Consider the following 23282-nt stretch of genomic DNA (forward strand, 5'->3'; position numbering starts at 1 on the left):
ATCGAGTTATCTAGATAATGGTGCGGAAGGAGAGACTTGAACTCTCACACCTTGCGGCGCCAGAACCTAAATCTGGTGCGTCTACCAATTCCGCCACTTCCGCATCTTAATCTGTAGTTATCAAGACAATTGGTAAAGTCTCARTAACGTTGTGTATGGCAGGTCTACCTGGATTCGAACCAGGGAATGGCGGCATCAAAAGCCGCTGCCTTACCACTTGGCGATAGACCTGCAGTGTGATAACTCATCGAGTTATCTAGATAATGGTGCGGAAGGAGAGACTTGAACTCTCACACCTTGCGGCGCCAGAACCTAAATCTGGTGCGTCTACCAATTCCGCCACTTCCGCATCTTAATCTGTAGCTATCAAGACAATTGGTAAAGTCTCAATAACGTTGTATATGGCAGGTCTACCTGGATTCGAACCAGGGAATGGCGGCATCAAAAGCCGCTGCCTTACCGCTTGGCGATAGACCTGCAGGCATAGTCCTAAGACTATTCAATTTATGGTGCGGAAGGAGAGACTTGAACTCTCACACCTTGCGGCGCCAGAACCTAAATCTGGTGCGTCTACCAATTCCGCCACTTCCGCATAAATTGTTATTTGTAGAGTATATCAAGATGGTGCGGAAGGAGAGACTTGAACTCTCACACCTTGCGGCGCCAGAACCTAAATCTGGTGCGTCTACCAATTCCGCCACTTCCGCAACTTGAATCTACAGGACCGTTAGCCAAAAGCTAGCAGTCAAAATAAATGGTGGCTACGACGGGATTCGAACCTGTGACCCCATCATTATGAGTGATGTGCTCTAACCAGCTGAGCTACGTAGCCACTCGTGAGCGAGACAATATAAACTTTCACGCTCTCAGTGACAAGCCCTTTTTCCCAAAGGCTTACACTTTAAATAAATGGCAGGTCTACCTGGATTCGAACCAGGGAATGGCGGCATCAAAAGCCGCTGCCTTACCGCTTGGCGATAGACCTGCAGGCATAGCCCTAAGACTATTCAATTTATGGTGCGGAAGGAGAGACTTGAACTCTCACACCTTGCGGCGCCAGAACCTAAATCTGGTGCGTCTACCAATTCCGCCACTTCCGCATTGATTCCTAAAAACTCTTAAGCAAGAGCACTTAGGAATGGTGGCTACGACGGGATTCGAACCTGTGACCCCATCATTATGAGTGATGTGCTCTAACCAGCTGAGCTACGTAGCCATGTCATGTTTTGTACCTTCAAATAAGTTAGCTTATTGTCGGGAACGGCGCGCATTATGCGAAGTTGAGGCAAAGCCGTCAATAGTTTTTTTGAAGAAATCAGGATAAATCAACTGTTCGGTTTCTTTTTAAACAAAGAGGCGTGTTAATGATCGAAAAGTGATAACAAAATGTCATGCATTTATCGATTTAATTTAGAGGATCTAGTCGGCATAAAAAATAAAGCCAGCACTAAGGCTGGCTTTGAAAGTCAATAACTTGCAAGGAAATTATACGTTGAAGCGGAAGTGAACAACGTCACCATCTTTAACGATATAATCTTTACCTTCTAAACGCCATTTACCTGCGTCTTTTGCACCACTTTCACCGTTGTATTCGATGAAGTCATCGTAGCCGACCACTTCGGCACGAATGAAGCCTTTTTCAAAGTCAGTGTGAATCTTACCAGCCGCCTGTGGTGCTGTAGCTCCTACAGGAATTGTCCAGGCACGTACTTCTTTAACGCCAGCAGTGAAATAGGTATGAAGGGTTAGTAGTTCATAACCTGAACGGATCACTCGATTCAAACCAGGCTCTTCAATACCCATATCCGCTAGGAACTCTTCACGATCCTCGTCTTCAAGCTCCGAAAGCTCAGACTCAATTGCTGCGCATACTGGAACAACGACATTGTTCTCTTTCTCAGCAAATTCACGCACTGCATCTAGATAAGGGTTGTCTTCGAAGCCATCTTCGTTAACGTTGGCAATGTACATTGTTGGTTTTAGAGTCAGAAAGTTGAGGTAACCAATAGCCGCAAGTTCTTCTTTACTCAGTTCAACAGTGCGGGCCATGCCGCCTTCAGTTAAAACGGGCAATAGCTTCTCTAGTACTGTCAGTTCGAACTTCGCGTCTTTGTCACCACCTTTCGCTTTTTTGGCGTTACGCTGAATTGCGCGCTCACAAGAGTCTAAATCGGCCATAGCCAATTCAAGGTTGATGACTTCGATATCCTCAATCGGAGACACTTTACCAGCAACGTGAACGATGTTTTCATTTTCAAAACAACGGACAACGTGGCCAATCGCATCGGTTTCTCGGATGTTCGCCAGGAATTTGTTCCCTAAACCTTCACCTTTAGATGCACCTGCAACCAAGCCCGCAATGTCAACGAACTCCATTGTGGTTGGTAGAATTTTCTGTGGGTTAACAATTTTTGCCAGTGCATCAAGGCGCAGATCTGGCACAGGTACAACACCAGTGTTTGGTTCGATCGTACAGAACGGGAAGTTTGCTGCTTCGATACCTGCTTTAGTTAGTGCGTTGAACAGTGTTGATTTACCGACGTTTGGTAGACCAACGATGCCACATTTAAAACCCATGATAATAACCTTATTCTGCTTTGAACGTGTGTAGACGATTTTGTGCTTTTGACAAGCCATCCTTGAGTAGAATGTCTAAACAGCGAACAGACTCATCTGTTGCTGCCTCTAGCAGCTCTTGCTCTTTAGCGGGCGCTTTGCCCAGAACAAAACCGGCCACTTTATCTTTGTGCCCCGGATGACCAATGCCAATCCGAAGACGATAAAAATCTTTGCAATTGCCTAGCTTACTGATGGTATCGCGCAGGCCATTATGACCACCATGTCCGCCCCCTTTCTTAAACTTAGCGACACCTGGGGGTAAATCCAGTTCATCGTGTGCCACCATAATTTCTTCAGGCTTAATTTGGTAAAACTTCGCTGCTGCGGCGATGGATTTACCTGAAAGGTTCATGAACGTAGTAGGGATGAGTAAGCGGAGATCCTGACCATTTATCATTATGCGTCCTGTAACCCCAAAAAACTTGGCTTCATTTTTTAGTGTGATGTTATGGACGCGAGCAAGCTCTTCTACTACCCAAGCACCAGCGTTATGACGAGTCCTAGCGTATTCAGGGCCGGGATTAGCAAGCCCTACGAGAAGTTTGATTTGTTGACTCAAGGTAAGGATCTCTCTTGGAATCTCAAAAAGCGCAATATGATAGCACAGAATTATTATTGCGGGCGAGGTGTGCTTGAGCGTTTATTCTCTGGCATAAAAAAACACCCCGAAATGGGGTGTTTTGAGAAACTGACGAATTCGAAATTAATTAAACATCGCTGAAATCGATTCTTCGTTGCTGATACGACGAATTGCTTCTGCCAGCATGCGAGATAGGCTAAGTGTGGTGACTTTACCTGTTGCTTGCATTTCTTTTGACAGGGTAATGGAGTCCGTCACGATGACTTGGTCCAGTACGGAGTTCTTAATGTTTTGTGCAGCGTTACCTGAGAAAACAGCATGTGTTGCATAGGCGAATACGCGCTTCGCCCCACGCTCTTTTAGAGCTTCTGCTGCTTTACATAGTGTGCCACCAGTGTCGATCATGTCATCAACGATTACACAGTCACGACCTTCAACATCACCGATAAGGTTCATTACTTCAGATACGTTAGCGCGTGGGCGACGCTTATCCACGATAGCAATATCGATATCACCTAGCGCTTTAGCGGTTGCACGAGCACGAACTACGCCACCCAAATCAGGGGAAACCACAACTGGGTTTTCTAGGCCACGCGCTTCCATGTCATCAAGAAGCACTGGAGTACCGAAGATGTTGTCTACTGGTACATCAAAGAAGCCTTGAATCTGCTCAGCGTGCAGGTCAATAGTTAGGACGCGATCAACGCCAACGTTAGAAAGGAAGTCAGCGACAACTTTTGCAGTGATTGGCACACGCGCTGAACGTACACGACGATCTTGGCGAGCATAACCAAAGTAAGGGATAACTGCTGTAATACGGCCCGCTGAAGCGCGGCGCATTGCGTCAATCATCACTACAAGTTCCATTAGGTTGTCGTTAGTTGGTGCGCAGGTAGATTGAATGATGAAAACATCACTACCACGTACGTTTTCGTTAATTTGTACAGCGACTTCGCCATCAGAAAAACGAGAAACACTTGCATCACCAAGAGAGATGTATAGACGATCAGCAATACGTTGGGCTAGTTCAGGTGTAGCGTTACCAGCAAATAGCTTCATATCAGGCACGGTGGAAACCTCGGGGTTGCGTCCAGTATTTAGATAGATATATTGTGGGCTAAGCGATACTTAGCAAGCGTCTCGTGTAAAGGAGAAATATTTTTTCCTTTCGCTATAAAAGCGGAGACGTTGTCAGGCACTTTTTCAAGAACCTTATTGGCCTCATTTTGGCTCGAAAACTCAGCAAAAACGCAGGATCCGGTTCCTGTCAGTCTAGACGGCGCGTATTGTAGCAGCCAAGAAAGTTGCTTATCAACCTCTGGGTACAGCATTCGAACAATTTTTTCGCAATCGTTTTCGTATGGGCTGTCAAGAAGTGTTGCCAAATCGCGCTTTGGTGTGTTTCGTGTCAGATCTGGATGGGTAAAAATATCCACTGTCGCAATCGCAACATTCGGTCTGACGACTAAATACCACTTTTCCTCGGGTTCCGCTTGAGTTAATTCTTCACCCACACCTTCGGCAAATGCAGCGAAGCCCTGGGCGAATACTGGCACATCTGCCCCAAGTTTTAGGCCAATGTCAGCTAATTTTTGCTCAGTTAAGTGAGTTTGCCATAGGTGATTCAGGGCAACTAAAACGGTTGCTGCATTTGAAGAGCCGCCACCGATGCCACCCCCCATAGGCAAGCGTTTATTGAGGCTGATATCTGCGCCATATGCACAGCCGGTTTTGTTTTTCAAAGCCATCGCGGCTTTCCAGATGAGGTTGTCTTCAAGAGGAAGGCCCGGTAGCTCAGGTGTTAAAGTGATCGAGCCGGTCTCATTCGCTCTGATACTTATATCGTCACCAAAGTCAATGAACTGAAACAGCGTCTGCAGTTCGTGATAACCGTTTTCTCTCCGGCCCGTAATGTAAAGAAATAGATTGAGTTTTGCCGGTGATGGCCAATGGGTTGTTTCGCTGATCATTGTTCAATATTCCACTTGGATATCACGATGTTAATTGATATATCGCCTTGTTTTAGCTTGAGCTTTTGTGGAAGAGGCAAAGCGCTACCTTGATATTGAATGTCTTGGTAATTGAGGTAATCAAGTTGCCAAACTTTATCGTTGATTTGTTTGGTCAATGAAGCGAGAGTGTGCGTCTCATTGAGTATATAACTGTCAGCCGCTGCAGGGCTGCCTAAGAACCAGCTATTGAGCTGTTCGATAGGGAGCATCAAACCAGTCAGCCGATATATGAGAGACTGAGCGTCATGTGAGGTATAAGTTTCACCATCATAAGTCTCGACTAGTGTGCCGCTAGGTGTGATTTTTAGATTCAAAGCGGTCTGGCCGATAAAAGTCGTTAGGCGAAGTTGACTTAAATCTGGGCTGTATTTCCACTGAAAATTCAGAGATTGACGCTGTTTAGGGGAGATATAACCCAGTTTACCGTTGGACTGATATTGAGCGATACTGGCTAATCGTTGTTGATGCGTTTGCCACTCGACATTCGTTGTACTGGTGTTGAAAGTGGCACAACCCGACAGAATGAAACTAGAGAATAGAAAAATGAGTAAGGGACGAAAGTAAGTCGTCATTGGCGATTATTTATCCATTTAAGTCCTTGTCTTACGCCACACTATATCATTGAAATCACGAAGTCATGAAAACATATCCCGAATACCCTTTAATTAAATTGGGCCATCAAGTAAAATTCCGTCCTTGTTTGTTCATTCGCTGATTCAGAGAACCTCGATTACATGTCTTTGCTTGCTATAGGTATTAACCACAATACAGCTTCGGTAGAGTTGCGTGAGAAAGTCGCATTTGGGCCGGAGAAGTTACCTCAAGCACTGAAGCAATTAGGCGATAACCCTCTTGTCAACGGCAGCGTTATTGTCTCAACCTGTAACCGTACTGAAATCTACTGCGATGTTAAACCTTCTGGAAAAAGCAAAGTTATTGATTGGCTTGCGCAATTTCACCAAGTAAGCCCAGAAGATCTAAAACCCAGTCTCTATATTCATGAAGAGCAAGCTGCTATTCGCCATTTAATGCGAGTGTCTTGCGGCTTAGATTCCCTAGTGTTAGGCGAACCGCAAATTCTAGGGCAAGTTAAACAAGCTTATTCGGATTCTCGCGAGCACAAAGCGGTGGATACCGCGATGGACAAGCTCTTCCAGAAGACATTTTCTGTGGCAAAACGTGTCAGAACAGAAACCGATATTGGTGGTAATGCTGTCTCTGTAGCGTATGCCGCTTGTACCTTAGCGAAACACATCTTTGAGTCGTTACAAGATTCGACAGTATTATTGGTGGGTGCGGGTGAGACGATAGAGCTGGTTGCCAAGCATCTGGCGAGCAATGGCTGTAGCAAGATGATCGTGGCTAACCGTACTCGTGAGCGTGCTTTGCCACTTGCCGAGCAGTTTGGTGCCCAGATTATCGGCTTACCGGAAATACCAGAACATCTCCCTCGCGCTGATATTGTGATAAGCTCCACCGCCAGTCCATTGCCGATCATTGGTAAGGGAATGGTCGAAACCGCTTTAAAAGCTCGTCGTCACCAACCCATTTTATTGGTGGATATCGCTGTCCCGCGTGATATTGAGTCGCAAGTGGCAGAGCTCGATGATGCGTATCTCTACTCCGTGGATGACTTGCAGTCGATTGTTGAGAACAACATGGAGCAGCGAAAAGTGGAAGCGATTCAAGCGGAAGCGATTGTCAGTGAAGAGAGCGCCACCTTTATGTCTTGGCTACGCTCCCTGCAAGCGGTTGACAGTATCCGCGATTACCGTAAATCTGCCAATGACATACGAGAAGATTTACTGAGTAAAAGCCTCCAATCTTTGGCAGCCGGTGCGGATCCAGAAAAGGTTCTGCTTGAGCTAAGTAATAAGCTGACAAATAAATTGATTCATGCTCCAACCCGAGCGCTGCAAAGTGCAGCGGAGCAAGGCGAGCCAGCTAAGCTCGCCACGCTAAGACAAAGTTTGGGTCTGGAAGACTCCTAATTTCTTTGGTCGTGAAAGACGTCCAATTTATCGAACCCTGAGTTAAGAAAACTATGAAAGCCTCGATTCTAACTAAGCTAGAAACATTGGTTGAACGTTATGAAGAAGTTCAACATCTGCTTGGCGATCCTGATGTGATCGGTGACCAAGACAAATTCCGCGCATTGTCAAAAGAGTACTCTCAGTTAGAGGAAGTGACTAAGTGTTTCCAAGCCTACCAGCAAGCACAAGAAGATTTGGTCGCGGCTGAAGAAATGGCGAAGGAAGATGATGCAGAAATGCGTGAAATGGCTCAGGAAGAGATCAAAGAAGCACAAGACACTATCGAGCGTTTGAGTGAAGAGTTGCAAATTCTGCTGCTGCCAAAAGATCCAAATGACGATCGCAACTGTTTCCTCGAAATCCGAGCTGGGGCTGGGGGAGATGAAGCGGGCATCTTTGCAGGTGACTTATTCCGTATGTACAGCAAGTTTGCAGAGAAGAAAGGCTGGCGTGTTGAAGTCATGTCTTCAAATGAAGCTGAGCACGGCGGCTATAAAGAAATGATCGCTAAGGTCACTGGGGAAGGGGCTTACGGGGTACTTAAGTTTGAGTCAGGGGGCCACCGCGTTCAGCGAGTTCCAGCGACCGAATCTCAGGGACGTGTGCATACTTCGGCATGTACTGTCGCTATCATGGCTGAAATTCCAGAAGCAGAAATCCCGGAAATCAAAGCGGCTGATCTGAAAATTGATACTTTCCGTGCCTCTGGTGCGGGTGGGCAGCACGTTAACACCACAGATTCCGCTATTCGTATCACTCACTTGCCTACAGGTACGGTAGTTGAATGTCAGGACGAACGCTCACAGCACAAGAACAAAGCGAAGGCCATGTCGGTTCTTGCGGCTCGAATCATTCAGGCGGAAGAAGCAAAACGCGCTGCGGAAGAGTCTGATACTCGACGAAATCTACTTGGTTCTGGGGATCGCAGTGATCGCATCCGAACCTATAACTACCCGCAAGGCCGTGTCTCTGATCACCGTATTAACTTGACTATCTACCGACTGAACGAAGTGATGGAAGGGGATTTAGCCAGCTTGGTGGACCCAGTGATGCAAGAGCATCAGGCTGATCAGCTTGCGGCACTTGCAGAGAACAACTAATCAATGGCAGCAGCGCACAGTGTTGAAAACACATTAAAGAGTGCCGTCGAAAAGCTTCAGAAGAGTGGCAGCGATTCGCCTGCTCTTGATGCGGCGGTACTGCTTTGCCACACCCTCAATAAACCTCGCGCGTTTCTACTGACGTGGCCTGATAAAATTCTTGAGCCAGAGGAATTACTGGCTTTTGAAAAGACGTTGCAAAGGCGGCTCAGCGGTGAACCGGTCGCTTACATTACCGGTGAGCGCGAGTTTTGGTCCTTACCACTGAAAGTGGCACCCAGTACACTTATTCCCCGTCCAGATACAGAACGTTTGGTTGAAGTTGCTTTAGAGAAAGCCATTGAAAATCAGGGTGATATTTTAGATTTAGGCACTGGGACCGGCGCAATTGCGCTCGCCATTGCTTCAGAGTTACCAAACCGGCAAGTATGGGGGATCGACCTCAAGCAAGAAGCTAAGCGGTTAGCAGAGTCCAATGCTGAGCTCTTGGGGATTCGTAACGCTAAATTTTTATCAGGCAGTTGGTTTGAACCACTAGGAGCTGGTACAAAGTTTGCTCTCATAGTGTCAAACCCTCCTTATATCGAAGCGCAAGACCCACATCTAAAACAAGGGGATGTTCGATTTGAGCCTTTGAGTGCGTTGGTTGCAAAAGATAATGGACTGGCAGATATCATACATATCGCCAAGCAATCGGTGACATTTTTGCTGCCTGATGGGTGGCTGATGTTTGAACATGGGTATGACCAAGGAGCTTCAGTGAGAGCCATTTTAGACTCACTGGGGTTCCAGAATATTACTACTTATAAAGACTACGGCGAGAATGACCGTGTGACCATAGGTCAGTTTTCTCCAGGGAAGCAAGAGAGATAATTATGTACGAAGGGTTGAAGCACTTTCATTTATTGACGATCGCTATCAGTGCCACTTTATTGTCTGTGCGTTATGCGATGATGATGGCAAATTCCGGTTTGGTGGAGAAGAAGTTTTTTAAGGTTTTCCCTCACATTAACGATACCTGCTTGTTGTTGTCTGGTATTGGTCTGATTTTTATCACTGGATTTATTCCTTTTACTCCAGCTGCACCATGGCTGACAGAAAAAATCACTTGTGTATTGGCTTATATTGCATTGGGCTTTTTTGCACTTAAGTTAGGTAAAAATAAACTGCTACGTACGTTTTCCTTCTTTGGGGCACTGGGTTGGCTTGCAATGGCGGGTAAAGTGGCGGTAAGCAAAGCTCCAATATTTTTAGGTTAAGCGGGACTAGGAACTATTCATGCTTGAGTTGTTTGATGAAGATTTTGACGCTATTGAATTGGTCGAAGGAGCGCTCATATTAAATAAAGCGATTAATCCTGCTACCAATGTTCAATGGGCTGAGAGAGAACTGCATCGATTGCTGAAAGAAGCAGAACTCTGTCTCAGTCAAGAAGGAGATGAAAAGCAACGGTTTGACTCCTTATTGAGGCTTTTCTATCACGAGTGGGGGTTCGCTGGGGATCAGGAGGCTTACTACGACTCTTCGAATGCTTTTATCGACAAGGTCCTCGAGCGCCGAAAAGGCATCCCGGTCAGTTTAGGAGCACTGTTACTTTACCTAGGACGAAAGTTGGGCTTTCCTCTGACAGGTGTCACTTTTCCAAGCCAGTTTTTGTTAAAACTAGAATGGTATGGTGAGAGCCCGCAATTTATTAATCCATTTAGTGGGGAGTATGTCTCTAAACATGTATTAGGGGCATGGTTGATTGGTCATAGTGGGCCATTGGCGACTCTCGAAGCTAAACACCTCAAGTCTGTCGATAACCCAACCGTGATTGGCCGTTGGCTGGCACTGATTAAAAGCGCCTTACTGCGTGAGGAACGCTATACTTTGGCCCTGAGGTGTACTGACCTAGCACTGACTTTCGTGCCGGATGACCCGTATGAGATACGCGATCGTGGATTCATCTACCAGCAGCTCGACTGCCATCAGGTCGCATTGAGTGACTATCAATATTTTATTGAGCAGTGCCCAGATGACCCAGCAGCAGAGCTGTTAAAAAATCAAGTTAACGCCATGAGTGGGACTCAGGTGACACTCCATTAGTCCAGCTTTGGGTTGGCCTACACAGAGAAATAGAGAGAAAAAAATGGAACAGAAAATCGTTCATGTTGGTGACATTCCAGTGGCTAACGACAAGCCGTTTACTTTGTTTGCGGGTATGAATGTTCTTGAATCTCGTGATCTGGCTATGCAGATCTGTGAGCACTATGTCAAAGTGACCGAAAAGCTTGGCATCCCTTACGTGTTCAAAGCGTCTTTTGATAAAGCGAACCGCAGCTCTGTTCATTCGTATCGCGGCCCAGGCCTAGAAGAAGGCATGAAAATCTTCCAAGAGCTGAAAGATACGTTCGGTGTAAAAATTATCACCGATGTACACACAGAAGCTCAGGCACAGCCCGTGGCTGACGTGGTTGACGTGATTCAGCTACCTGCGTTTTTGGCTCGTCAAACTGACCTTGTTGAAGCGATGGCGAAAACTGGCGCTGTGATCAATGTGAAAAAGCCTCAATTTATGAGCCCTGGTCAGGTGGGTAATATCGTAGAAAAATTCGCGGAATGTGGTAACGAAAACATTATTCTTTGTGAGCGAGGCTCTTGCCATGGCTATGATAACCTAGTGGTTGATATGCTGGGTTTTGGTGTGATGAAAAAATCGTCAAAAGGTAGCCCGATTATCTTTGATGTTACTCACTCACTGCAAATGCGCGATCCATCAGGTGCAGCTTCAGGCGGTCGCCGTGAGCAGACTGTTGAATTGGCAAAAGCGGGTTTAGCAACGGGTATTGCTGGTTTATTTATCGAAGCGCATCCGAACCCTGAAAAAGCAAGATGTGATGGCCCGTCAGCGTTGCCATTAGATAAGCTGGAACCTTTCCTAGCGCAAATGAAAGCGCTAGATGACTTGATTAAAGGTTTCGACCACATCGACATTAAATAAGTATTTATTGTTGAGAAAAGGTTAGCCATGTGGCTAACCTTTTTTGTTTCAGACGGCTTATAAATCGATGAAACTCTTGTTAAAGCCGGAGTTATGTTTTCGTTCTTTGTTGAGTAAACGCTCAACCTCACACTTGCCGTTCGGTGATGTTAACTCACAGTCAAACGTTTGCTTGTGACCGTTTGATAGAACAGGTGTAATTATGCTGCTTTGTTACACACTTAAATGTCAATTAGGGTGATCTAATCTACATAAATATGAAATCAAGATGCCGCCCCAAATAGCTTAATTTAAACTAGTTCAAGTTTTACTGAGTTCTCAGCGACTGATTGCTGAGCATGTCTGTTCAATAGGCACAGTATCTAATGCAGTGGAAACCCAATAGTTCAAAGGTATGACAATGAAGCAACGCCTGATTGTAAAAACCGCTCTAAGCGCAGCAATTCTTGCCACTCTAGCAGGGTGTGCGACAGCACCTCAGCAAGAGTGGGAAGCGGATAAAACTTATAAGCTGACCGTTCTACACACGAATGACCATCACGGTCGTTTCTGGCAGAACAAATACGGCGAGTACGGCATGGCTGCTCGCAAAACATTGGTTGATGAGCTGCGTACAGAGGTAGAAGCCGAAGGTGGTAGTGTGCTGCTGCTTTCAGGTGGTGACATCAACACAGGTGTTCCAGAGTCTGACCTGCAAGATGCTGAGCCAGATTTTAAAGGCATGAACAAAATTGGTTACGATGCCATGGCTCTTGGTAACCACGAATTTGATAACCCACTTGAAGTGCTGTTTAAGCAGAAAGAGTGGGCAAACTTCCCGATGCTATCGGCAAACATTTATGACAAAAAAACGGGTGAGCGTATGTTCCAGGCTTACCAGATGTTTGATAAGCAGGGCATTAAGATTGCCGTTATTGGTCTAACCACTGAAGATACGGCGAAAATCGGTAATCCAGAGTTTATTGGTGGTATCGACTTCCGTGATCCTAAAGAAGAAGCGAAGAAGCTTATTGCTGAGATCGAAGAAACGGAAAAGCCCGATCTGATCTTTGCTGTGACTCACATGGGTCACTACGAAGACGGTAAGCGTGGTGTTAATGCTCCGGGTGACGTGGCTCTTGCTCGCTACCTAGACGAAGGTTCTTTGGATATGATCGTCGGTGGTCACTCTCAAGAGCCAGTATGTATGGAAGCGCCTAACGTCGTGAAGAAGAACTTCAAGCCTTCTGACGAATGTAAGCCAGATCTGCAAAACGGTACTTACATTGTTCAAGCTCACGAGTGGGGTAAATACGTTGGTCGAGCGGATTACGAATTCCGTAACGGTGAGCTAGAAATGGTGAGCTACGACCTAATCCCAGTTAACTTGAAGAAGAAGGTTAAGATCGACGGTAAGAAGCAGCGTGTTCTTATTGAAGACGAAATCAAGCAGGACGAAGAGCTACTGGAGTTCCTACGTCCTTACCAAGAAAAAGGTAAAGCACAACTAGACGTTAAGATCGCAGAAACGAACGGTAAACTTGAAGGTGACCGTAATGTGGTTCGCTTCAAGCAGACTAACCTCGGCCGTCTTATCGCGACTGCACATATGGAACGTGCCAAAGCGGATTTTGCGGTAATGAACTCTGGTGGTGTTCGTGATTCCATTGAAGGTGGCGATGTAACGTACAAAGATGTGCTAACAGTACAACCATTCGCGAATATCCTGACTTACACTGACATGTCAGGTAAAGAAGTGCTGGATTACCTAAACGTAGTGGCAACTAAGCCTGTTGATTCTGGCGCTTACGCACAGTTTGCCGGTATCTCTATGACAGTGGCAGACGGCAAAGTATCTAATGTGTTCATTGGTGGCGAGCAACTTCGCCTTGATGAGAGTTACCGTTTCACCATCCCAAGCTTTAACGCAGCGGGCGGTGATGGTTACCCTAAACTGACAGGTCACCCTGGTTATGTGAACACTGGTTTTGTCGATGCTGAAGTTCTAAAAGAGTACCTAGAAGCGAACAGCCCAGTCGATGTGAACAAGTACGCACCTGCTGGCGAGATTATTTACAAGTAAGTTGACTCAAACGTCGAAATCTCATTAACTTAAAAGCGCTGCACATTCTGCAGCGCTTTTTGTTATGTATCTAATGGAATCAGTATGACCCCAGCAATTAATCTCGCGAAGAAGAAAAAAGTGGCGCACACTATTCATCAGTATGATCATGACCCTCGTGCAAATAGCTATGGTATGGAAGCAGTAGAGGCGCTGGGGCAAGATCCTGAACAAGTCTTTAAGACCTTACTGTTTAGCATAAACGGTGAACCTAAAAACTTAGCGGTTGCGGTGATACCAGTCGATCAAAAGCTGAACCTCAAGTTGGCTGCAAAAGCAGCGAAAGCGAAGAAAGCCGAGATGGCAAATCCAGAGATAGCTCAGAACACCACGGGATATATAGTGGGTGGCATTAGCCCACTTGGACAGAAAAAAGCACTACCGACATTTATACATCAGAGTGCCGAATACAGAGAGACGATCTGTGTCAGTGCAGGCAAGCGTGGGTTAGAGATTGAACTTGCACCGAAAGATTTAGCCTCACTGACACGAGGTCAGTTTGCAGATTTATGCCTCTAGAGATTATACGATAAGAGGGTTGATGCCATCACATCAACCCTCTTGCTATCTGCGCCTTATTTTACTTTGCTTCTTCTTCCATTTGCGCATTGTCGACAACATGATTTTCACCTAGGTCCTGTGGAAGTAACAGGTTGAGAAGGATTGCGACAATACCACACAAACTCACACCTTGTAGGCTAAATTCGCCAATACCAAAAGCCATACCACCGATACCAAATACTAAGGTGATCGCAACGATAACTAGGTTGCGGGATTTGTGCAGGTCGACATTGTTCTTGATCAGGGTGTTCAGGCCAACCGTTGCAATTGAACCAAATAATAGGATCATAATGCCGCCCATAACCGGCATAGGAATGGTTTGTAGTGCTGCACCAAGTTTGCCAACTAAAGCTAATATAATGGCGGTCACCGCTGCCCAAGTCATGATTACTGGGTTGAAGGCTTTGGTCAGCATGACGGCACCTGTCACTTCAGAGTAAGTCGTATTAGGCGGTGCGCCAACCATAGATGCGGCAATCGTTGCTACGCCATCACCAGCAACGGTGCGATGTAGGCCTGGCTTTTTCAGGTAGTCTTTACCAGTGACATTGGAGATAGCCAACATATCACCGACGTGTTCGACGGCAGGGGCTATCGCGACAGGAATCATAAATAAGATTGCGTTAATGTTGAATTCTGGCGTCGTGAAATTAGGTAGTGACAGCCAAGCCGCCTGCGTGACTGGGCCAAAATCGACCACGCCATATACTAGGCTGGTTAAATAACCTGCGATAATCCCACCAAGAATTGGCATTAACTTGAGAAAGCCTTTAGCGAAAACGCTGATGATGATTGTTGTGAGTAAGGAAATACTTGAAATCACAAGCGAAGCATCAGCGTCGATGAGCTGCGTTCCATCACCACCTTTACCTAATGCCATGTTCACAGCAACGGGAGCAAGGCCCAGCCCTATCACCATGATTACCGGACCGACAACAACAGGAGGCAGCAGCTTATGAATGATTTCTACGCCGCGGAGTTTAATGACTGCACCCATAATGACGTAAACAAAACCCGCCGCCATTAGCCCCCCCATGGTGGCTGGAATGCCCCAAGTTTGGACACCGTAAAGAATCGGGGCAATAAAAGCAAAAGACGAAGCAAGGAAAATAGGTACCGTCCGTCGGGTCATAAATTGAAAGAGAAGGGTTCCAAGACCAGCACCAAATAATGCAACACTAGGGTCTAGCCCAGTCAACAGAGGTACCAACACGAGCGCGCCGAATGCAACGAAAAGCATTTGAGCGCCTTGAATGGCATTTTTCATCTTTATTTCCTTTAGTAGCAACTAAGAGCAGCGATAGCAGAGCCTGCTAAACACAAAATTCGCGGGATCTTATCACCTTGGCAAACGATTGCAATCTGAGCCGGATCAAATAAACAGTAATTGACCAATAACTTAGCTTGATGACTTCAAGGGGCAAAACACATAAATTTGAGCTTTAGTTGCTCCAAATTAGATAGTTGCTTATCATCCGAAGTTGCAATAAAAAACTGACTTTAGGAAAGCTATGCGTCATTTAGTTTTGTTGGCTTTAGCGCTAGTAGGATTACCTGCAGCAGCATTGACCAATGTAGATTTATATCAAACAGAAATTGTGCTCGACCAAAGTGCTGACAATGCAGACGCACAAGCGCGTGTGGACGGGATGAAAGAGATCATCGTCCGAGCTTCCGGTGATCAGGATGCGGTGTCTAATCCTGTGGTAAAAAAGGCGCTAAAGCAAAATTCTCAGTACCTTACTCAAATCAGCTATGGGCAACAAAATGGTCAGCAAACACTACGATTAGGCTTTAGTGCGCCACATATTCGTTCTTTGTTGAGTCAGGCTCAACTCCCAATTTGGCCTGCAGCACGCGCCAACCTATTAGTGTGGTTAGTGGAAGAAACTCAGCATGATCGTAATATCAGTTGGGAGCACTCTGATTCACAGGTACTGAATCAGATGCGTATTGAAGCACAAAGACGTGGCTTACCATTGACTGTGCCTGTCGGTGATTTTGATGATATTACAGGTGTAGCTGTCTCTGATTTATGGGGAGGTTTTGCACGCCCAGTAGGTGAGGCAAGTCAACGTTATCCAGTAGATGCTGTAGTGGTTGTCAGAGTGCAGGGCAACTCGTTGCGCTGGACTTTATATGATCAAAAACCCGCTACGATAGGCGTTACGCGTCAGGCACCTGTGTCTGGATCTAATGGTGGCGCAGAAGCAGCAATGAAAATGGTTAACCAAATCAGCGACTACTATGCGAAGAAGAGTGCTGTTGTTGTTGCAAGCGAATCTTCTGAAACCATCAAGGTGCGGTTTACTTCACTAGATAATGCTGTCGATTTCTTTACTGTAGAAAATCAGCTCAAGAAGCTAAGCTCTGTGGCATCGTTGGATATTCTGAAAATTCAGGGCAATCAAGTTACATTTAATATCCACTTATTAGCTTCTCAGGCAGAATTTGAACATGAAGTGACACGCATGGGAAAAGTGGTGCAACTAGAAAGTGCAACTGAGTCACAGCCGGTCGTTAAACAACAAGAGCAGAGCGAGCAGCCTGTTGATGCCGTAAATGATGATCTATCAACAGAGTCAAGTGACCTCACTGTTGATGTACCAGAGATTATCCCAGCAGAGCAAGTGCTGGTGTTTGAGTGGCAAGGTGCTCCCACGAGAGCCACCATTGACCATACAGAGTCCCCCGAGGGAAAAACTGACACAGCTCTTGATGAAGTCATTGAATAATAAAAAGGTCTGGCAAATGCCAGACCTTTTTATTCGAATCGCTCTTTTTCTTCTTTCTCTACTTTAGACAGCCGTTTGAGTTTGAGTCCTAACTCTTTACCTCTTGAACGTGCGTAGAGAATATTGCCGACAAAAGCGGCAGCTGTCAGTACCAGCTCAATGCTCGCTAACCAGCGTTCACCGCCATCCACATAGAGGATGGTGAAGGCATGTAAGAAGTACAACATGAGCACAAAGTTTGCCCACGCATGTGTGTAAGGCTTACCTGCGAGGATCCCGGGCAGGGGTAATAACAGAGGGATACTCCAAGCAATGGCAAGTGTGGTGCTGCTGATGTGAGGGTGGGGAGATAAACTGAGTTGCCACAGTGCGACCCAGGTAAGTAAACCTAGATTGCCAAACAGTGCAAGAAGTCGAAACAGTTTTGTATGAGATTGCATTGCCTGCATGTGTTATTTGTCCTTCACTTTTAAAGCGGTAGTAGCGAGGCGCCTGCCTAGCGTTTGTGCCAGCTCGTTCTCTTCTTTACTTAATGTGTTGCCATCATGGCTAACGGAGGTAGCTCCATAAGGCGTCCCGCCCGTTTGAGTGGTATGCAAGCTGGGTTCCGAGTAAGGGATTCCTAAAATCATCATGCCATGGTGGAGAAGAGGCAACATCATGGTTTGCAGCGTAGTCTCTTGGCCACCGTGTAAGCTAGAAGAAGAGCTAAATACACAGGCTGGTTTGTCAATCAAGTCACCAGAGACCCATAAAGACGTCGTCTGGTCCCAAAAGTGTTTCAAAGACGCTGACATATTGCCAAACCACACCGGGCTTCCCATAGCTAACCCGTCACAGTTTTGTAGTTCTTTCAAGGTCAATACAGGGTCTTGAGGTGTAATCCTTTCATCAATATCAGCGACGGTTCTAATCAAGGCTTCACAATGAGGGATAGACTCTATCCCCCTAGCGATTTGTCGTGCTAATGCGCGAGTAGAACCGTGTCGGCTGTAATAGAGGACGACGATTTGGCAACTCATAAAATATCGAGAACCTGCTCTGGTGGACGGCCATGCTTGGCTTGACCGTTATTGACCACAATTGGTCGTTCAATCAGTTTTGGGTTGTTTGCCATGGCTTCAAAAAGCTGCTCATCTGACGCTTGAGCGAGATTGAGCTCTTTATAGATATCTTCCTTAGTGCGCATCATGGCACGCACTTCAGTCAGGTTAAGCTGGGCGTAGAGTTCTTTCAATTCCGCAACACTAGGTGGGGTTTCTAAGTATTTTACGATTTCAGGTTGGATGTTTTTTTCTTCTAGTAGTGCCAATGTTTGTCGGCTTTTTGAGCAACGTGGATTGTGATAAATCACGACTGACATAATGTTAATCTCCGAATTATAAGTAAGCAGCACTGAGTGCTGCTGGTCGTTATTGTAGAGCCATAAAACGATCTCGCTGAACCATCAGCTGATCAATACGCGCATCGTAACGTGCTTGCTTGAGACTGCCAAGCTCCGCGAGCTGACTTGCCTGAGTATAATACTGAATAGCCTTATTCCAATTGGCTTTGAGAGCTAAGACCTCGGCTCGCGCAGCAAGGTCTTCGTCACTGCGACCAAGATGAATATTCGCTTCTGAAAGCAGGTGCCAGCCGTTGACATCATTCGGGTTGTCGTGGGTATACCGCTGAAGGACTCTGATGGCTTCTTCATTCTTGTCTTGCTTCATTAACACATTCGCGTAATTGATCGTCAGTACTGAGTTCTTAGGTTTGTCCTTAAGTGCCGCTTGCAATATATTCTCAGCTTGTGATGCTTTTTCCTGCGCTATATACAGGTCAGACATGGCGTCGAGATAGAAGTTATTGTCAGGTTGCAATTTGATGAGTGATTGCAAAATCTCACTGGCTTCGTCCAGTTCATTGTTATCAAGATGAACCAGCGCTCGACCATATTGGAATGAAACTTTGAGATTTTCTGGTGCTTTCTTTTCTGTACGAGAAAACCAATCCATGGCTGATTTCGCACTGATGCCCGCATATCGAGCGACAACACGAGCACGGGCTAAGTTATAATTTAGTGAAGGATCGACACGACGGGCTGGGTAATTCTGCGCTCTTGCACGACTGTCGGTAATGCGATCTTCCGGCAATGGGTGAGTCAGCAACATTGGTGGTGGCTTGCTAGCGTATCGATACTCATCGGCTAGGCGGCTGAAGAAGCGTGGCATCGCATTAACGTCGTACCCCGCTTTGGCTAAGGTATCGATGCCAAATCGGTCCGCTTCTTTTTCGTTGCTGCGTGTGTAATTTATCTGGCCTTGAATGTTTCCCGCGGTAGTGGCGGTAATTGCGGCGATCCCAGCTTCTGGGGCAGCAATAGCCAGCAACAGAGAGCCAGCTAGTGCTGCCATGGTTGCCGGCGAACGTCGTGCTTGCTCTTCCATACTGCGAGCGAGATGGCGCTGAGTTACGTGGGCAATCTCGTGAGCAACGACCGAAGCCAACTCACTTTCGCTTTGGGCATGAAGAAACAGTCCGGTATGTAGAGCAACATACCCACCAAAGAATGCAAATGCATTGATATTGCGGTCACGGATCATAAAGAAGGTAAATGGTGTCTTAACGTCATTGGCGTTAGCGACCAATTGGTGACCTAAGCTATCAATGTACTCATTCAAAACTGGATCATTGACGATGGGCTGATTATTACGCAGCATGCGCATATAGGCATCACCGTATTGCAGCTCCTGATCTATGGTCAGTGTACTACTGGCTGCGGTACCAATATCGGGTAGGTCAAGAGTATTGGCGTAGATAGGTGATGGTGCACCAAGAGAAGCCGCTACACATAAGCAGACAATCGAACGCGTATGTTTAAACATATTTTATCGGTGATACTCCGTGATCATTTGGTCTATCCACTCTGTCTGTACCATTTCGTTATACTTATGGCATAAGGACAAGAAGTATAGCTTTTTGACACTCGTTAACTGAGATGGTTTCACAGTTGTGAGAAGGGGTAAAGCCTTTAATAAGTGATACCCTTGGCTTTCGTGCTGATGCAAAAGTGTTCCACTGAGACGAGTCATTTCAATGTGAAACTTTTCGGCATCGATGTATTTGCACTGACGCTTGGAAAAAAACACTATACAATATTCTTTCTATGATAAGTATCGGGCTGAAGAATGGAACTGAATCTTTTGGATTTGCGTCAAGAGCGTTGCCCAATGGCGCTACTGTTAGCCAAGCGCCACACTAAGGCGTTGAGTGAGGGGCAGCAAACCAGTATTTATGTCTCTGATTCCAGCTCTTTGTCCGATATAACCTCTTTCCTACTTAAGCAGTCATTTGAATTGGTGTGCGAAGAGTTGGATGGCTATTACTCTTTGCAAGTGACTAAAGGAACCTTGTCGAATGTTTGAAATGGTGAGTCGCTGGTATAAGCGACGCTTTTCTGATCCACACGCTGTAAGCCTAGTGGCAATCCTGCTCTTTGGTTTTATCACGATTTATTTTTTTGGCAATTTGATTGCGCCTTTGCTGGTGGCTATCGTGTTAGCTTACTTACTTGAATGGCCTGTATCCCAGTTATCACGCCTTGGTATTCCCAGAACCTTGTCCGTTATCTTGGTGATCTTAGGTTTCACCAGTTTGATGTTGGTAGCGGTTTTTGGGTTGGTTCCTACTATCTGGCAGCAGGTCGGTAACCTGATTAATGATATTCCTTCAATGTACACCGGGCTGCAAAAAGTGATAGCTGAGCTTCCGCAGCGTTACCCCGAGCTGGATAATTTTCAGATTGTTGAATCTTTGGTGTCCAATGCAAAGAATCAAGTCATTGTGATGGGGGAAACGGTAGTAAAGGGATCACTGGCATCATTGGTGAGTATTGCGACTTTGGCGGTTTATCTAATTTTGGTGCCGCTATTAGTGTTTTTTCTATTAAAAGACAAACAAGAAATGATTGCGATGGCGAGTGGTGTTTTACCGCGTAACCGCAAGCTGGCGAACAAAGTATGGCATGAGATGAATGAGCAAATCTCGAATTACATTCGCGGTAAGGTGATGGAAATCTTGATTGTCGGTGGGGTGAGTTATGTAACATTTGCCATCTTGGATTTACGTTACTCGGTATTGCTAGCGGTTGCAGTCGGGCTCTCTGTGTTGATCCCTTATATTGGTGCAGCCGCAGTGACCGTGCCTGTTGCTATCGTAGGTTTGTTCCAGTGGGGACTAACGCCACAGTTTTACTGGTTGCTGATTGCCTATGGTATTATTCAAGCACTGGACGGTAATGTCCTTGTCCCAGTTCTTTTCTCTGAAGCGGTAAATTTACATCCCGTTGCCATTATAGTTGCGGTGTTGGTTTTTGGTGGCTTATGGGGGTTTTGGGGAGTCTTTTTCGCTATCCCGTTAGCGACGTTAGTCAAAGCAGTTTGGAATGCGCTACCCAGCAATGATGAGGAAGTGCATTCCTATCCTAGTTGATATGTTTGTAAAATTTATTGCATATATAGCCCTAATGCATTTTGTGCATTAGGGCTTTTTATTTGTGCAAACGGTATATACTTTTTAAAAGATTGTTGTACAAAGTATGAATTTTGTAAGAAATTTCTTAAGTCTGCTGTGGTTAGGGCGATAATAACTAATGACAACATAACAATTACAAAACGAATTAATCTTTGAGGGACACTATGAGATTTAGTCAAAAAATCGTTGCTGCATCATCAGCATTGCTGTTGGTAACCGTGGTATTACTTTCGGTGCAACAACTGAGTACAGTAAAGGATGAAGTCGAGGACTTGGTTGATACCAGCCTCATTGAAATGGTGAAAGGGGTGAAAAATACTGTCACTTCTGAAATGGCAAGCAAGAAATCCCTTGCTCAATCCACCACCGAGGTGATTGAACTCGATCCTCAAAATAAAGCCCGTGTTAAAGATATTCTTGAAAAGCCCAATTTAAAAGGCAGCTTCTTGGCTGTTGGATATGGTTATGAAATTGATGGTTTTGTTGTAGAAAATGATGACGGTTGGGAAGCAGGCCCTGATTATGATCCACGAGTCCGACCTTGGTACAAAGATGCCAAGGCACAAGGCAAGCTCGTCGTAACGGCCCCCTATGTGGATGTGTCTTCAAAGAAAGTCATTATTTCTATTGGTACTCCTGTTCGAAATAATGGCCAGTTTACCGCAGCTATGTTCTACGATTTAGAGCTGACAGGTTTAGCCGATTTAGTGAATAGCGCTAACCTATTGGATGCTGGTTACTTGTTTATTATCACCGCTGATGGAACAACCATTGCTCACCCTGATGCCAAAAATAATGGCCAAAACCTTTCTACCTATTTGCCTGAAGCGAGTATCAAAGAAGGTAATCAACGTATAGAAAAAGAGGGCAAATCCTACCTCGTTCACTTTACGAAAGTGCCAAGTGAAAACTGGTATATCGGTGCGATTGTTGATGAAAGCATTGCATTTGCAGCAATAGACGATATGCGTAGTAGTTCGATCCTTTATGCTGTGATTAGTGTGGTGCTGAGTGTGGTGGTATTGAGCTTCCTGATTAAGTTCCTTATGAAGCCTCTAGGTACACTCAATGAAGCAATCAAGGATGTCGCTTCGGGACAAGGTGATCTGACCAAACGTCTAGACACAAACACGGATAAAGAATTTGCGGAATTGGCTGAAGGCTTTAATACCTTTACCGAAACCTTGCAGAAGCAAATCCAACAGTCGAAAGCTATTGGTGCTGAAATTCTACGTGGTACGGAAATGACGGTTCAGGGCTCTCAAGAATCTGCTGAAGCGATGCGTAGCCAACTGCAAGAACTGGAACAGCTAGCCACTGCAATGAATGAAATGGCCGTGACGGCAACCGAAGTGGCAAATAATGCTCAAGGCGCAGCGGGGGCTGCCAAGGAAGCCGATGAAGCAACTCAGCAAGGTTCTTCTGTGGTGAGCGAGACCACAGTATCAATTGATGCTCTATCTGCTCGCATCGATCAGGCTGTTGAAGAAGTTCAAGGGTTAGAATCTGCGACTGCGAATATTGAAACCATTCTTAAAGTCATCAATGATATTGCCGACCAAACGAATTTGCTGGCTTTGAATGCGGCAATCGAAGCAGCGCGTGCTGGTGAGTCTGGTCGAGGCTTTGCGGTTGTTGCAGATGAGGTTCGAACTCTTGCGCAGCGTACTCAGGAATCCACGACAGAGATTCGCAGCATGATCGAGCAGTTGCAAGCCGGAGCAAGCTCCGTGTCTGCGGCTATGCACGAAAGTAAGAACACAGCAGTTGATGCGGTAGATAAAGCACAAGCTGCGGATGAATCTTTACACCGAATCCGTGATGCCATCCAGCGTATTACGGATATGAACATGCAGATAGCTTCTGCAGCAGAAGAGCAAAGCTTAGTGGCGGAAGAGATCAACAGCAACACTGTCAAGATTAAAGATCTCTCCACGCAAGTCGCAGACTCAGCCGAGAATGCCAATATTGCCATGCAAGTTCAGACTGAGAACGTGCGTGAGCAAGACGCCATTTTAAACAAATTTATTGTCTAGAATCCCA

Annotated in this window: 22 protein-coding genes and 10 tRNA genes; 12 read left to right on the forward strand and 20 right to left on the reverse strand. The window is 45.8% G+C overall.

From position 1 onward, the window contains the following. Positions 1–18: 18 nt before the first annotated feature. From L1D31_RS16020 to lolB, 15 genes are all read right to left on the reverse strand, one after another. Positions 19–103: transfer RNA gene (locus L1D31_RS16020), tRNA-Leu, on the reverse strand. Between the two features lie 53 nt (positions 104–156). After that, positions 157–231 (reverse strand) — tRNA-Gln (locus L1D31_RS16025). Positions 232–264: 33 nt separating this feature from the next. After that, a tRNA-Leu gene (locus tag L1D31_RS16030) sits at positions 265–349 on the reverse strand. A 53-nt stretch (positions 350–402) separates the two neighbouring features. Continuing rightward, positions 403–477, reverse strand: a tRNA-Gln gene (locus L1D31_RS16035). Positions 478–507: 30 nt separating this feature from the next. Then, positions 508–592 (reverse strand) — tRNA-Leu (locus L1D31_RS16040). 30 nt (positions 593–622) lie between these two features. Then, positions 623–707 (reverse strand) — tRNA-Leu (locus L1D31_RS16045). Between the two features lie 48 nt (positions 708–755). Continuing rightward, positions 756–832, reverse strand: a tRNA-Met gene (locus L1D31_RS16050). Positions 833–910: 78 nt separating this feature from the next. Further along, positions 911–985 (reverse strand) — tRNA-Gln (locus L1D31_RS16055). 30 nt (positions 986–1015) lie between these two features. Beyond that, a tRNA-Leu gene (locus L1D31_RS16060) sits at positions 1016–1100 on the reverse strand. A gap of 39 nt (positions 1101–1139) precedes the next feature. Further along, positions 1140–1216 (reverse strand) — tRNA-Met (locus L1D31_RS16065). Between the two features lie 269 nt (positions 1217–1485). Beyond that, positions 1486–2577: a redox-regulated ATPase YchF gene (gene ychF, locus L1D31_RS16070; RefSeq protein ID WP_239838085.1), complete on the reverse strand. Its 1092-nt coding sequence runs from the start codon at positions 2575–2577 to the stop codon at positions 1486–1488. Between the two features lie 10 nt (positions 2578–2587). After that, the gene (gene pth, locus L1D31_RS16075; protein ID WP_239838086.1) at positions 2588–3178 is read right to left on the reverse strand and encodes an aminoacyl-tRNA hydrolase; all 591 of its coding nucleotides are present in this window, start codon (positions 3176–3178) and stop codon (positions 2588–2590) included. A gap of 144 nt (positions 3179–3322) precedes the next feature. Then, the gene (locus L1D31_RS16080; protein ID WP_239838087.1) at positions 3323–4267 is read right to left on the reverse strand and encodes a ribose-phosphate pyrophosphokinase; all 945 of its coding nucleotides are present in this window, start codon (positions 4265–4267) and stop codon (positions 3323–3325) included. 29 nt (positions 4268–4296) lie between these two features. Continuing rightward, a complete protein-coding gene (gene ispE / locus L1D31_RS16085; protein ID WP_239838088.1) occupies positions 4297–5169 on the reverse strand; it encodes a 4-(cytidine 5'-diphospho)-2-C-methyl-D-erythritol kinase in 873 nt (290 codons plus the stop codon). Beyond that, entirely contained in the window at positions 5166–5783 is a 618-nt protein-coding gene (gene lolB / locus L1D31_RS16090) for a lipoprotein insertase outer membrane protein LolB (protein WP_239838089.1), read from the reverse strand. The genes ispE and lolB overlap by 4 nt, the downstream gene beginning before the upstream one ends. 162 nt (positions 5784–5945) lie before the next feature. Here lolB and hemA point away from each other — a divergent pair, with 162 nt between their 5' ends. From hemA to ybaK, 8 genes are all read left to right on the forward strand, one after another. Continuing rightward, positions 5946–7202 carry a glutamyl-tRNA reductase gene (hemA, locus tag L1D31_RS16095; protein ID WP_239838090.1) on the forward strand — a complete coding sequence of 419 codons (1257 nt, stop codon included), beginning with the start codon at positions 5946–5948 and terminating at the stop codon, positions 7200–7202. 53 nt (positions 7203–7255) lie between these two features. Beyond that, entirely contained in the window at positions 7256–8344 is a 1089-nt protein-coding gene (gene prfA / locus L1D31_RS16100; RefSeq protein WP_239838091.1) for a peptide chain release factor 1, read from the forward strand. Positions 8345–8347: 3 nt separating this feature from the next. Then, complete coding sequence (prmC, locus tag L1D31_RS16105) at positions 8348–9217, forward strand: peptide chain release factor N(5)-glutamine methyltransferase (protein WP_239838092.1); 870 nt, start codon at positions 8348–8350, stop codon at positions 9215–9217. 2 nt (positions 9218–9219) lie between these two features. Further along, the gene (locus L1D31_RS16110; RefSeq protein WP_239838093.1) at positions 9220–9603 is read left to right on the forward strand and encodes a SirB2 family protein; all 384 of its coding nucleotides are present in this window, start codon (positions 9220–9222) and stop codon (positions 9601–9603) included. A 19-nt stretch (positions 9604–9622) separates the two neighbouring features. After that, complete coding sequence (locus L1D31_RS16115) at positions 9623–10432, forward strand: SirB1 family protein (protein WP_239838094.1); 810 nt, start codon at positions 9623–9625, stop codon at positions 10430–10432. A gap of 43 nt (positions 10433–10475) precedes the next feature. Further along, positions 10476–11327 (forward strand): 3-deoxy-8-phosphooctulonate synthase, encoded by an 852-nt coding sequence (kdsA, locus tag L1D31_RS16120; protein WP_239838095.1) that lies wholly within the window; start codon positions 10476–10478, stop codon positions 11325–11327. 400 nt (positions 11328–11727) lie between these two features. Further along, positions 11728–13389: a bifunctional UDP-sugar hydrolase/5'-nucleotidase UshA gene (gene ushA, locus L1D31_RS16125; RefSeq protein WP_239838096.1), complete on the forward strand. Its 1662-nt coding sequence runs from the start codon at positions 11728–11730 to the stop codon at positions 13387–13389. A gap of 84 nt (positions 13390–13473) precedes the next feature. Then, positions 13474–13947 carry a Cys-tRNA(Pro) deacylase gene (ybaK, locus tag L1D31_RS16130; protein WP_239838097.1) on the forward strand — a complete coding sequence of 158 codons (474 nt, stop codon included), beginning with the start codon at positions 13474–13476 and terminating at the stop codon, positions 13945–13947. A gap of 61 nt (positions 13948–14008) precedes the next feature. On the opposite strand, the gene L1D31_RS16135 is transcribed toward ybaK, so the two are convergent. Then, positions 14009–15256, reverse strand: a complete 1248-nt coding sequence (locus L1D31_RS16135) for a uracil-xanthine permease family protein (protein ID WP_239838098.1) — start codon at positions 15254–15256, stop codon at positions 14009–14011. A gap of 244 nt (positions 15257–15500) precedes the next feature. On the opposite strand from L1D31_RS16135, the gene L1D31_RS16140 reads away from it, so the two are divergent. Continuing rightward, a complete protein-coding gene (locus tag L1D31_RS16140) occupies positions 15501–16724 on the forward strand; it encodes a DUF2066 domain-containing protein (protein WP_239838099.1) in 1224 nt (407 codons plus the stop codon). A gap of 29 nt (positions 16725–16753) precedes the next feature. Here L1D31_RS16140 and L1D31_RS16145 read toward each other — a convergent pair whose 3' ends face one another. The 4 genes from L1D31_RS16145 to L1D31_RS16160 are packed head-to-tail and all read right to left on the reverse strand — an operon-like array spanning position 16754 to position 19591. Beyond that, positions 16754–17173, reverse strand: coding sequence for a DUF2069 domain-containing protein (locus L1D31_RS16145; protein WP_239838100.1), 420 nt, complete (start codon positions 17171–17173; stop codon positions 16754–16756). Positions 17174–17176: 3 nt separating this feature from the next. Continuing rightward, on the reverse strand, positions 17177–17746 hold the full coding sequence (wrbA, locus tag L1D31_RS16150; RefSeq protein ID WP_239838101.1) for an NAD(P)H:quinone oxidoreductase: 570 nt from the start codon (positions 17744–17746) through the stop codon (positions 17177–17179). Beyond that, a complete protein-coding gene (arsC, locus tag L1D31_RS16155) occupies positions 17743–18087 on the reverse strand; it encodes an arsenate reductase (glutaredoxin) (RefSeq protein WP_239838102.1) in 345 nt (114 codons plus the stop codon). The genes wrbA and arsC overlap by 4 nt, the downstream gene beginning before the upstream one ends. A 49-nt stretch (positions 18088–18136) precedes the next feature. Then, the gene (locus L1D31_RS16160; RefSeq protein ID WP_239838103.1) at positions 18137–19591 is read right to left on the reverse strand and encodes a M48 family metallopeptidase; all 1455 of its coding nucleotides are present in this window, start codon (positions 19589–19591) and stop codon (positions 18137–18139) included. Between the two features lie 303 nt (positions 19592–19894). On the opposite strand from L1D31_RS16160, the gene L1D31_RS16165 reads away from it, so the two are divergent. From L1D31_RS16165 to L1D31_RS16175, 3 genes are all read left to right on the forward strand, one after another. Continuing rightward, positions 19895–20131, forward strand: coding sequence for a sulfurtransferase TusA family protein (locus tag L1D31_RS16165; RefSeq protein WP_239838104.1), 237 nt, complete (start codon positions 19895–19897; stop codon positions 20129–20131). After that, a complete protein-coding gene (locus L1D31_RS16170; RefSeq protein ID WP_239838105.1) occupies positions 20124–21197 on the forward strand; it encodes an AI-2E family transporter in 1074 nt (357 codons plus the stop codon). Before L1D31_RS16165 ends, L1D31_RS16170 begins: the two co-directional genes overlap by 8 nt. Positions 21198–21403: 206 nt before the next feature. Then, entirely contained in the window at positions 21404–23275 is a 1872-nt protein-coding gene (locus L1D31_RS16175) for a methyl-accepting chemotaxis protein (RefSeq protein ID WP_239838106.1), read from the forward strand. The last annotated feature ends 7 nt before the right edge of the window (positions 23276–23282 follow it).

The organism is Vibrio sp. Isolate23 (assembly GCF_022398095.1).
Taxonomy (GTDB): domain Bacteria; phylum Pseudomonadota; class Gammaproteobacteria; order Enterobacterales; family Vibrionaceae; genus Vibrio; species Vibrio coralliilyticus_A.

Coding starts and splice junctions, on each gene's coding strand:
- L1D31_RS16115 (WP_239838094.1), top strand. CDS start 9,623: ATGCTTGAGTTGTTTGATGAAGATTTTGACGCTATTGAATTGGTCGAA.
- ushA (WP_239838096.1), top strand. CDS start 11,728: ATGAAGCAACGCCTGATTGTAAAAACCGCTCTAAGCGCAGCAATTCTT.
- lolB (WP_239838089.1), bottom strand. CDS start 5,783: ATGACGACTTACTTTCGTCCCTTACTCATTTTTCTATTCTCTAGTTTC.
- prmC (WP_239838092.1), top strand. CDS start 8,348: ATGGCAGCAGCGCACAGTGTTGAAAACACATTAAAGAGTGCCGTCGAA.
- L1D31_RS16140 (WP_239838099.1), top strand. CDS start 15,501: ATGCGTCATTTAGTTTTGTTGGCTTTAGCGCTAGTAGGATTACCTGCA.
- wrbA (WP_239838101.1), bottom strand. CDS start 17,746: ATGAGTTGCCAAATCGTCGTCCTCTATTACAGCCGACACGGTTCTACT.
- arsC (WP_239838102.1), bottom strand. CDS start 18,087: ATGTCAGTCGTGATTTATCACAATCCACGTTGCTCAAAAAGCCGACAA.
- prfA (WP_239838091.1), top strand. CDS start 7,256: ATGAAAGCCTCGATTCTAACTAAGCTAGAAACATTGGTTGAACGTTAT.
- kdsA (WP_239838095.1), top strand. CDS start 10,476: ATGGAACAGAAAATCGTTCATGTTGGTGACATTCCAGTGGCTAACGAC.
- L1D31_RS16110 (WP_239838093.1), top strand. CDS start 9,220: ATGTACGAAGGGTTGAAGCACTTTCATTTATTGACGATCGCTATCAGT.
- L1D31_RS16165 (WP_239838104.1), top strand. CDS start 19,895: ATGGAACTGAATCTTTTGGATTTGCGTCAAGAGCGTTGCCCAATGGCG.
- ispE (WP_239838088.1), bottom strand. CDS start 5,169: ATGATCAGCGAAACAACCCATTGGCCATCACCGGCAAAACTCAATCTA.
- L1D31_RS16160 (WP_239838103.1), bottom strand. CDS start 19,591: ATGTTTAAACATACGCGTTCGATTGTCTGCTTATGTGTAGCGGCTTCT.
- L1D31_RS16135 (WP_239838098.1), bottom strand. CDS start 15,256: ATGAAAAATGCCATTCAAGGCGCTCAAATGCTTTTCGTTGCATTCGGC.
- L1D31_RS16175 (WP_239838106.1), top strand. CDS start 21,404: ATGAGATTTAGTCAAAAAATCGTTGCTGCATCATCAGCATTGCTGTTG.
- L1D31_RS16145 (WP_239838100.1), bottom strand. CDS start 17,173: ATGCAGGCAATGCAATCTCATACAAAACTGTTTCGACTTCTTGCACTG.
- L1D31_RS16170 (WP_239838105.1), top strand. CDS start 20,124: ATGTTTGAAATGGTGAGTCGCTGGTATAAGCGACGCTTTTCTGATCCA.
- ybaK (WP_239838097.1), top strand. CDS start 13,474: ATGACCCCAGCAATTAATCTCGCGAAGAAGAAAAAAGTGGCGCACACT.
- hemA (WP_239838090.1), top strand. CDS start 5,946: ATGTCTTTGCTTGCTATAGGTATTAACCACAATACAGCTTCGGTAGAG.
- ychF (WP_239838085.1), bottom strand. CDS start 2,577: ATGGGTTTTAAATGTGGCATCGTTGGTCTACCAAACGTCGGTAAATCA.